Genomic DNA, 7,558 nt, shown 5'->3' on the forward strand with positions numbered 1-7,558 from the left:
ACCTGAGGCCGCCCGGCGTTTCCAGGCACCAGGGCTATCGGCCGCAATCGATCCGTCAGGCGTGTTCCTGGGGGCAGACCTCGGCCAAGAGCTCCAGCAGATCTGCGGTCACCGGCTCGGGCTCGCCCCGCCGCACCCAGGTGTAGACGGCAATCCGCTCCGTCGCGTCGGCATGGCGCAGAACGCACCCGTCCACCAGCCCGTATGAACGGGACTGCCGTACGTGGATCTGCCGGGGCACACGATCGTCGGCGGGGTCCTCGCGCAGCCTCCCCTGATCGGGGTGTGGATCGCGAGTCGAAAGCCGCGCCGTGACCGACTGTCCCGCCGCCTCACTCACGTGGCAAGAGCCTGGCCGACATGATCACAGGAGGCGTCCGGCCGGGTCCCCGCCGGGGTCGTCGTCCAGCCCTATGGTGACCTTCACCCGCTTGCCCACGGGCTCGCGCCGTACCTCGAAACTTCGGCACACCGCCATCGCGATCTCCAGGCCGTGCTGCCCGACCCGGCCCGGATCAGCGGGGCTCACCGCGGGCAGCTGCGCGGCGGTGTCCCACACGCTGATCTCCACGACGTCGGCGCTCACCTCCAGCTCCAGCAGGCACGGCCCGGGCGCGTACTTGTAGGCATTGGTCACCAACTCGCTGACCACCAGCTCCACCATGCTCATCGCACGGTCCGACACCGGAAGCCCGTGAACGGCCTGTACGTCGGTCATGAAACTGCGGGCAGCACGCCTGGCCCCAGCGATCGGCTCGATGCCGTCCAAGGCCATGGCCGACACGATCGGACGGCCGACCAGCGACTCATACTCGGCTTGGAACACCACAGCAGCCATACGCCACCCTCATCCTGAGCAAGCCACACGGCTGCTTCCAGCCGGATTCCCCGAAACGGCAGCCTTACACAGGAGACCCGAAACGAAAATCTGACCGCCCGGGTGGCGCGGACCACAACCACGTCACAGCCCAGTGTCTACGCCAGCCAACATAGATTTTCAGGTGCCCGTTACTCAGGTAATCGGGCGTCGTTGGGTTCGACAGCTGCGGGCGGGGGCACAACGCCCAGGCAGGCATGGCCCGACAAAACGACGGACCTGGAGCGCGCGATGACCACGATGACCGCCGACCACACGGCCTTCCGCGCCCTCACTTCAATCGCCGGTGCGCGCCAAGCAGCGCGGGCCTTCCTCGAAGCCCTCGGACAGCCGGCCATGGAGCCGGAGAGCGCAGATAGCGTGATCTTGGTCGTCTCCGAACTCGTGACCAATGCCGTGCGTCACGGCGGCGGCAGCTACACCCTCCGCTTGGCTGCCCACCCGGGCACCATCGAGGTCGCCGTCGAGGACTCCAGTCCCCACCCACCGCGGATGCGCACCCCTGACCTTGACGACGGCAGTGGTGGATTCGGCTGGCAGATGGTCAACAACCTCGCCCGTGCCACCGTCGTCACGCCCGGGCCCGAGGGCGGCAAGACCGTACGCGCCCTCCTCCCCCGTTGACCTGCGCAGCCGGCACTCACAGGGTCAGCGCTCCCCGACCGGATGGTGGACGACAGGCCCTGGGGCTAGCGGGGATCGCTGTGCCCGCCGAACCATTTGGCGCGCCTGCGACCCGTGGCCGGGGTGGCCGTGGGGGTGGGATGGTCCTCGCCGAGGGCTTGGCCGGTTTGCGCGAGGGCGGCGTCGCGCTGTGCGATGAGGTCCTCGCGTTCGCGGTCCACGACCGCGCTCTCCCGCTTCGAGGTGAGAGAAGCCTCGTGGCGGGCGAGGCGGTTGCGACGGGCGGCCCGGCGGGCCGCCGCCAGGACGAGGGCCAGGCCCAGGACGGCGGCCGCGCCGACAGCGATGCCGTAGAGGAACAGCGCGCCGGTCGAGCTGGTGACGTGGTAGCCGAAGACGGAGAAGTCGTTGGTGAGCTCGTGGGCACTGCCGAGATTCGCCATGACCCCCGCCACGGCGAAGATCAGCGCAGCGATCAACAGGATGAGACCGAGGATGAGGATCATGGAGCACTCCCTGCTCCGCACTGCCACGTGCGAATGGGCCGCGGCCGGCGGAAGCCCGCCGATCCACACTGCGCCTACCCGAAGGCGGCAGGGCCAAGCGATCCCAGAGCCTGGATCAGGTCACAGTCAAGATCACCTGCCGCGTCACGGACGTCAGCCGATGCACGTCCTCATCGCTGCGGAGGCCCCGCTCGAGCAGGTTGCGGGTCGGGGCCGAAGCAGTTGTGGCTGGCCGAAGAGGAGGGCGTAGCCGTCGGGGAGCCGGCGCAGGATGCGGGCGAGGAGGCCGGGGCCGGCGAGGGCGGAGACGGGGGCGAGGACTGCGCCGGTGTCCCAGCGGGTGGTGGCCGGTGTCGTGCCGGTGCGGGCGGCCAGGTCCTTGATGAACCCCCACCCGGTGAGCTGTTCGGCGTCGGGGATCGGGGCGGTCAAGGTGAGCGCGGCTTCGACGGGCAGCCGGTGTGCGAGGTCGACGCGTTCGTCGCCGGTGATCTGCCGTCCGAGAGCGGCGAGGACGGTTCGAACGGCTTCCTCGGCGCGTGCGCGGGTGGGGTAGGCGCCCTCGTAGCGGACGCGTTCGAGCAGCTGGCTGTACGTCATGGCCGTCAGAGAGTGTTCCGGTTGGGTCTGGTCGTACATGACGGGGCGCTGGCCTTTCTCGGTCGATCTGGGACAGGGCTCGGGGGTCGTGTGCGGTCAGGTGGGCTGGGGGTGGCCGAAGAGGAGGTCGTAGCCCGGGGGCAGCTGGAGCAGCACCTCGCGGATGAGGACGTCGCCCGCGGCTGCGGCCGCGGTGGAAAGGACGGCGCCGATGTCCCACAGGGCCGTCTGCTCGGTGGCTCCCTCGATCCAGGCCGCTGTCGCGCGGACGAAACGCTCGGGTGAAAGAGGTTCGGCGGCCTGCAGGGGGTTGAGCAGGATCAGGGCGAAGCTCTCGGGCAGCCGGGCCGCGAGCTCGGCCCGCACGCTGCCGACCAGATGGGCGCCCAGCAGAGCCAGGACGACGCGGGCAACACGATCCGCCTCCTCCGCCGTTTCGTACTCGCCGCGTTCCTGGACATGGGCCAGGAACGACTCCCTGCGCATCGACATCACGACACCTCCGAGAAGGGGTGAACGGGTGAAGGGGCGAAAGACGGGTGCGGAGGGCGGGGTGCCGGAGGGGGATCGGCTCGTCCCGCCCTCCGCTGCCGGCTGGTGCGGGAGGGTTCAGCCGGAGATCTGCTTGCGGCCGGACTCGCTGCCGATGCTGATCTTGCGGGGCTTGGCGCGCTCGGCGATCGGGATCCGCAGGGTCAGGACACCCGCGTCGTAGTCGGCTTCGATGCGCTCGGTGTCGAGGGTGTCCGCCAGCATCACCTGGCGGGAAAACACACCGAGGGGCCGCTCGGCGAGCTCCATCTGCACACCGTCGGACTTCTCCGCGGGCCGGCGCTCCGCCTTCACGGTCAGCATGTTGCGCTCGACGTCGATGTCGATCGCCTCGGCGCTCACTCCGGGGAGATCGAAAGCGATCACATAGACGTCACCCTGACGGTAGGCGTCCATCGGCATCACCGACGGCTTCGACCACGTGCCCGAGCTGCCGGACAGCTGCTGGACGATCCGGTCCATCTCGCGGAACGGGTCAGTGCGCATCAACATCGCGAAACACCTCCAGTTGGTTCAGGCAGAAACTGCCAATGCGCTTCAACGTGCTTCCGTTGTAGCATGTCATCCAAACGATGACAAGGTGAGTGTCGCCGAAAGGATGACGCCAGCAATGTCACTGGGAGGACGACATGACAACGGAGAGTGCCATGGCAGGAGCCACCCCACCCCCGCAGATCGACTTCCTCGCTGCCTCGGCGGCCCTGGAGACCATCAGCGGAGCCGTACGAGGTGCCCAGCAAGCAGTCAGCAGCGCAGTGAGCGCCCCGGCGACGCCCGATCGGGATGCGGGTCCGCACTCGGTTCTGGCCGCGCTGGTGATGCTGCGCGAGGTCCGTGAGCAGCTGGCCGGCTGGGAGAGCGGGCTGATCGAGTCCGCCCGCGATGCCGGTGCGAGCTGGGCAGACCTGGCCGGACCGCTGGGCGTCGCGAGCCGGCAGGCCGCCGAGCGCCGCTACCTGCGCCTGCGGCCCGGTGCGGCCGGCAGCACGGGTGACGAGCGCGTCGAGGCCACGCGTGCCACCCGTGCCGCCGACCGCAACGTGAGCGCCTGGGCCCGCGACAACGCGGCCGACCTGCGGCGCCTCGCCGGCCAGGTGACTTCCCTCACCGGCCTCCCGGCGGCTGCCGAGCGCACTGTTGGGGACCTGAATGTGGCTCTGGGCGATAGTGATGTCGCACGCCTTGTGGGTCCCCTGGCCGACAGCCGCGCGCATCTGAGGCCCGAGGACTCCGAGCTCGCCGACCGCATCGACGCCCTGACCCGCCACACCGACCAGCTCCGCCAAAGCACCCACGACCAGCGCAACACCTGACGTCCAGCCCTCCATCAGCACCGAGCCCGCGGGCATCGGGGCCAGACGCGTCGAACCAAGGAGTGTTCACCATGACCGAGCGTTCTCCCCTGGAGGCCGACGGCACCGGCATCAGGGTGGAGGTCCTGGACCGCACGGTCACCCTCCACCCCGTCGGTGAAATCGACATGGACACCGCACCCGCACTGCGGATCGCGCTCAGCGGAGCCCTCACCCACGCCTCACCGGCCCGGCCCGTCGTGGTCGACTGCAGCCGCCTCACCTTCTGCGACTCCACCGGACTCAACGCCCTCCTCAACGCCCGGCACTCCGCGCAGGCAACAGGCACCGTCATCCGCCTCGCCGCTCCCAGCGACCAGCTGACGCGCCTTCTGGAAATGACCGGCACCCTGTCCCTCTTCCCCACCGACCCCCACCCGCCCACAGGCGGCAGCATCCCAGGAAGGCACCCGGTCAGCCCGCCCCAGTAGCGGGTGGACGTGTACGCAGACCTGTGTACGAGGCTCGCCCATTGGGTGGCCTGTCGTTCGGGTGCAGTCGAGGCCGGGGCGGGATGGCGGCGTGCAGGCGGGTAGGCGTCGGGTATGAACTCACACACCCTCGACGCCTCCCCCACCGCCCGGCAGACAGCAGCGCTCGACACCGCCTCGACATGGTGGCTGACGACCCTGGACGGGCTCGAACGGACCACGGTGGCCGACCCGGCCATCAGAGTGCTCCAGCGGGGCATCCGCTCGCTCCCCCTGGGCCGGATGCGCGACCTCTTGCGCGGCAGGCCCCTGGGCCACCCTGTGCACCCCGTGCTCGTGCAGGTACCCATCGGGTGCTGGCTGTCAGCCTCTGTGCTCGACGTCGTACCCGGGGCAAAGCACGCGACGACCACGCTGACCGCCGTCGGACTGGCCGGAGTCGCCCCGGCAGCGATGGCCGGCTGGGCGGACTGGGCGGACCTTCCGCCCGAGCAGGCCCGGGTCGGCCTGGCCCACGCCGTCTCCAACGTGGCTGTGGTGGCCTGCTACACGGCGTCCTTGACGGCGCGGCTCCGCGGCCGCTCGGCGAAGGGGCGGCTGTGGTCCTTGGGCGGGCTGGCTGCCGTGGCCGTCAGTGGTGCGCTGGGCGGGCATGTGGCGTACCGGCAGGCCGTCGGAGCGCACGCCACAGCGTGAGGACCAGCTCTGTTCCCCTCTCCGGAACGGCTCTGATGAGCCGCAGCCGGTCAGCTGAGTTCCTTGCGGGCCCGCCCGCGCCCTCACTGGTCGGGCCTTCGGATCAAGAGGTGGGGGGCGTCGCGGTGTGGTCCGGATGGTGGCGGGTGCGACGAATCGTCTTGAGGCGCGCCTCCGAGAGGTGCTCGCGCCCGCCGACCAGCTCGTCGACGATTTCGCGTTCCATCCCTGCGAAGGGTCGGTAGTACGTGGAGTTGTAGGCCTCGATGATCTGAAACGTCCAGTGACCCGGGATCACGTTGCGGCCCACGATGTCGCGCTCGACCCGTGCGGCCTGCTCCTCGTGGCCCGCTTCGCGCAGGAGCCGGACCGCGTCGCCCAGCTCGAAGTCCGCGGTCCCGGTCAGCTGGTGGAATCCGTAGAGGTGGCCGCGGGCACGCTCCGTGGTCTCCAGCGCCTTCGAGAGCGCGCCCAGCGCCCGCACCGTCTTCTCGTCGACGCCGTCCGGCACCTGGTGGGCCGGGTCCATCTCGTGATTGTCGTCCATGGAAGTTGTTCTGCCCGAAGGATGCTGCACCGAGTGTCCGATTGGGCCGAGCGGCGTAGAACCGCCTCCTCGAACGGCCCTGCCACCGCACGGATCCGTCGAGCGCCAGGGCGTGACACAGCAGGGGACCCGCTCACCTCCAGATGTCGACGGCCGACCGGTGCGGCGTTGGATCCGGGTGTGTGAAGCCGGGAAGGCGGGGCAGGCGGAGTTCAGGCGGAACTCAGCAGTCCCGCCGAGTACCACGTACGGAACAAGGAGGAGCGGGCGGAGAATTCATTCCCCGCCGTCCCCCGTTGACCGGAGGAGTTGTTTTCGCGTGACTGAGCATGTGTGGAGCTACCAGCCGACCTCGGGCCACCTGGCCGGTACGGACCTGACCGGCTACAAGGTCGAGGCCACCGACGGCAGCATCGGCAAGGTCGACAAGCACTCCGACGAGGTCGGTGACGCCTATCTGGTGGTCGACACCGGGGTGTGGATCTTCGGCAAGGAGGTCCTGCTGCCGGCGAGCACCGTCGTCAGGGTCGACCCGGAGGACAAGAAGGTCTTCGTCGACCGCACCAAGGAGCAGATCAAGAACGCCCCCGAGTTCCACCGGGACAAGCACCTCGGCGATGCCGGGTACCGGGAGGAGCTGGGCACGTACTACGGCGGCGGCGCGCCCTTCGGCGGTCGCCCCGCCTGATCGCCTTCCGCACCACGACGCCGGTCCCGGCACCCTCCTGGGTGCCGGGACCGGCGTCGTGAGGGTCGGCCGTCCTCGAACCTGAGGACCTCGGCCAGCGCGAGGCAGCGAAACGGCTCCGGTTCGCGAACGCGACCATCGGCTCCGACTCAGTCACCGCTCCTTTCCTCTGCTCGTGGCCGACGCCCTTCCACTCCACGAAGTCAGGGTCTTTGAGGTCGACGTCGTCGGCGTTCTCCATCCCGGCAGCAGCGGGGAAGGCCCGGACATCAGCTGGGCGGTGGGCCGCGCCGATGGCGACTCCGTCGTAGCGGACCCGGCGCCGGCCCTGCTGGCCGGCCTGGTAGACGATCAGCAGGGCGGACATGGGGCCAGCCTGCCGCGGCAAGCGCATCGACACACCTCCGCATCCGAATGGGTGACCGCCAGCCGGTTCCCAACGACGCCCCCCAGACTGGGGCGCGCCCGCGAAGGATCAGGGCCTCGTGCCGCCGCCACAGCAACAGCCTCACCTTCGTTGCCCTGCGGGAACCCGGCACCACCCCATGCCGGAGCCAGCGGCGGGCGCGTAAGAACGCTGTGCCCGGGGGGAATCAATATCTGTCACCGCGACCTAAGGATTTAACGGATCCCGCGGGGAGAGTTTCTACCGCAACGCTGCCGACGGAAACGTTCAACGCACATT

At 69.5% G+C, this 7,558-nt stretch carries 12 protein-coding genes; 5 read left to right on the top strand and 7 right to left on the bottom strand.

From position 1 onward, the window contains the following. Positions 1-55 precede the first annotated feature (55 nt). Together ACIQV3_RS27965 and ACIQV3_RS27970 are read right to left on the bottom strand one after the other, a co-directional pair. Entirely contained in the window at positions 56-340 is a 285-nt protein-coding gene (locus tag ACIQV3_RS27965) for a hypothetical protein (RefSeq protein WP_403716528.1), read from the bottom strand. A 24-nt stretch (positions 341-364) separates the two neighbouring features. Next, on the bottom strand, positions 365-838 hold the full coding sequence (locus tag ACIQV3_RS27970) for an ATP-binding protein (RefSeq protein WP_403716530.1): 474 nt from the start codon (positions 836-838) through the stop codon (positions 365-367). A gap of 270 nt (positions 839-1,108) precedes the next feature. On the opposite strand from ACIQV3_RS27970, the gene ACIQV3_RS27975 reads away from it, so the two are divergent. After that, positions 1,109-1,501 (top strand): ATP-binding protein, encoded by a 393-nt coding sequence (locus tag ACIQV3_RS27975; protein ID WP_403716532.1) that lies wholly within the window; start codon positions 1,109-1,111, stop codon positions 1,499-1,501. Between the two features lie 65 nt (positions 1,502-1,566). Here ACIQV3_RS27975 and ACIQV3_RS27980 read toward each other — a convergent pair whose 3' ends face one another. The 4 genes from ACIQV3_RS27980 to ACIQV3_RS27995 all read right to left on the bottom strand — a co-directional run bounded on the left by ACIQV3_RS27980 (position 1,567) and on the right by ACIQV3_RS27995 (position 3,651). Then, on the bottom strand, positions 1,567-2,007 hold the full coding sequence (locus ACIQV3_RS27980; RefSeq protein ID WP_403716534.1) for a hypothetical protein: 441 nt from the start codon (positions 2,005-2,007) through the stop codon (positions 1,567-1,569). Between the two features lie 153 nt (positions 2,008-2,160). Beyond that, entirely contained in the window at positions 2,161-2,646 is a 486-nt protein-coding gene (locus ACIQV3_RS27985) for a DUF2267 domain-containing protein (protein WP_403716537.1), read from the bottom strand. A gap of 57 nt (positions 2,647-2,703) precedes the next feature. Continuing rightward, a complete protein-coding gene (locus tag ACIQV3_RS27990) occupies positions 2,704-3,099 on the bottom strand; it encodes a DUF2267 domain-containing protein (RefSeq protein ID WP_403716539.1) in 396 nt (131 codons plus the stop codon). Positions 3,100-3,216: 117 nt separating this feature from the next. Next, positions 3,217-3,651 (bottom strand): Hsp20/alpha crystallin family protein, encoded by a 435-nt coding sequence (locus ACIQV3_RS27995; protein WP_403716541.1) that lies wholly within the window; start codon positions 3,649-3,651, stop codon positions 3,217-3,219. 137 nt (positions 3,652-3,788) lie between these two features. Between ACIQV3_RS27995 and ACIQV3_RS28000 the strand changes: the two genes are divergently transcribed. The 3 genes from ACIQV3_RS28000 to ACIQV3_RS28010 all read left to right on the top strand — a co-directional run bounded on the left by ACIQV3_RS28000 (position 3,789) and on the right by ACIQV3_RS28010 (position 5,638). Continuing rightward, positions 3,789-4,472: an HSP18 transcriptional regulator gene (locus ACIQV3_RS28000; protein WP_403716543.1), complete on the top strand. Its 684-nt coding sequence runs from the start codon at positions 3,789-3,791 to the stop codon at positions 4,470-4,472. A 71-nt stretch (positions 4,473-4,543) separates the two neighbouring features. Then, positions 4,544-4,942, top strand: coding sequence for an STAS domain-containing protein (locus tag ACIQV3_RS28005; protein ID WP_403716544.1), 399 nt, complete (start codon positions 4,544-4,546; stop codon positions 4,940-4,942). 114 nt (positions 4,943-5,056) lie between these two features. After that, the gene (locus ACIQV3_RS28010; RefSeq protein WP_403716546.1) at positions 5,057-5,638 is read left to right on the top strand and encodes a DUF2231 domain-containing protein; all 582 of its coding nucleotides are present in this window, start codon (positions 5,057-5,059) and stop codon (positions 5,636-5,638) included. 103 nt (positions 5,639-5,741) lie between these two features. Here the strand turns inward: ACIQV3_RS28010 and ACIQV3_RS28015 are convergent, their stop codons facing one another. Next, entirely contained in the window at positions 5,742-6,185 is a 444-nt protein-coding gene (locus ACIQV3_RS28015) for a hypothetical protein (protein WP_403716548.1), read from the bottom strand. 319 nt (positions 6,186-6,504) lie between these two features. Between ACIQV3_RS28015 and ACIQV3_RS28020 the strand changes: the two genes are divergently transcribed. After that, complete coding sequence (locus ACIQV3_RS28020; protein ID WP_403716550.1) at positions 6,505-6,873, top strand: PRC-barrel domain-containing protein; 369 nt, start codon at positions 6,505-6,507, stop codon at positions 6,871-6,873. Positions 6,874-7,558 lie beyond the last annotated feature (685 nt).

Source organism: Streptomyces sp. NPDC099050, assembly GCF_044759865.1.
Classification (GTDB): Bacteria; Actinomycetota; Actinomycetes; order Streptomycetales; family Streptomycetaceae; genus Streptomyces.

What these genes read in the sequence shown, in the direction of transcription:
- ACIQV3_RS27970 (WP_403716530.1), bottom strand. Translation starts at nt 838, where the DNA reads ATGGCTGCTGTGGTGTTCCAAGCCGAGTATGAGTCGCTGGTCGGCCGT.
- ACIQV3_RS27975 (WP_403716532.1), top strand. Translation starts at nt 1,109, where the DNA reads ATGACCACGATGACCGCCGACCACACGGCCTTCCGCGCCCTCACTTCA.
- ACIQV3_RS27980 (WP_403716534.1), bottom strand. Translation starts at nt 2,007, where the DNA reads ATGATCCTCATCCTCGGTCTCATCCTGTTGATCGCTGCGCTGATCTTC.
- ACIQV3_RS27985 (WP_403716537.1), bottom strand. Translation starts at nt 2,646, where the DNA reads ATGTACGACCAGACCCAACCGGAACACTCTCTGACGGCCATGACGTAC.
- ACIQV3_RS27990 (WP_403716539.1), bottom strand. Translation starts at nt 3,099, where the DNA reads ATGTCGATGCGCAGGGAGTCGTTCCTGGCCCATGTCCAGGAACGCGGC.
- ACIQV3_RS27995 (WP_403716541.1), bottom strand. Translation starts at nt 3,651, where the DNA reads ATGTTGATGCGCACTGACCCGTTCCGCGAGATGGACCGGATCGTCCAG.
- ACIQV3_RS28000 (WP_403716543.1), top strand. Translation starts at nt 3,789, where the DNA reads ATGACAACGGAGAGTGCCATGGCAGGAGCCACCCCACCCCCGCAGATC.
- ACIQV3_RS28005 (WP_403716544.1), top strand. Translation starts at nt 4,544, where the DNA reads ATGACCGAGCGTTCTCCCCTGGAGGCCGACGGCACCGGCATCAGGGTG.
- ACIQV3_RS28010 (WP_403716546.1), top strand. Translation starts at nt 5,057, where the DNA reads ATGAACTCACACACCCTCGACGCCTCCCCCACCGCCCGGCAGACAGCA.
- ACIQV3_RS28015 (WP_403716548.1), bottom strand. Translation starts at nt 6,185, where the DNA reads ATGGACGACAATCACGAGATGGACCCGGCCCACCAGGTGCCGGACGGC.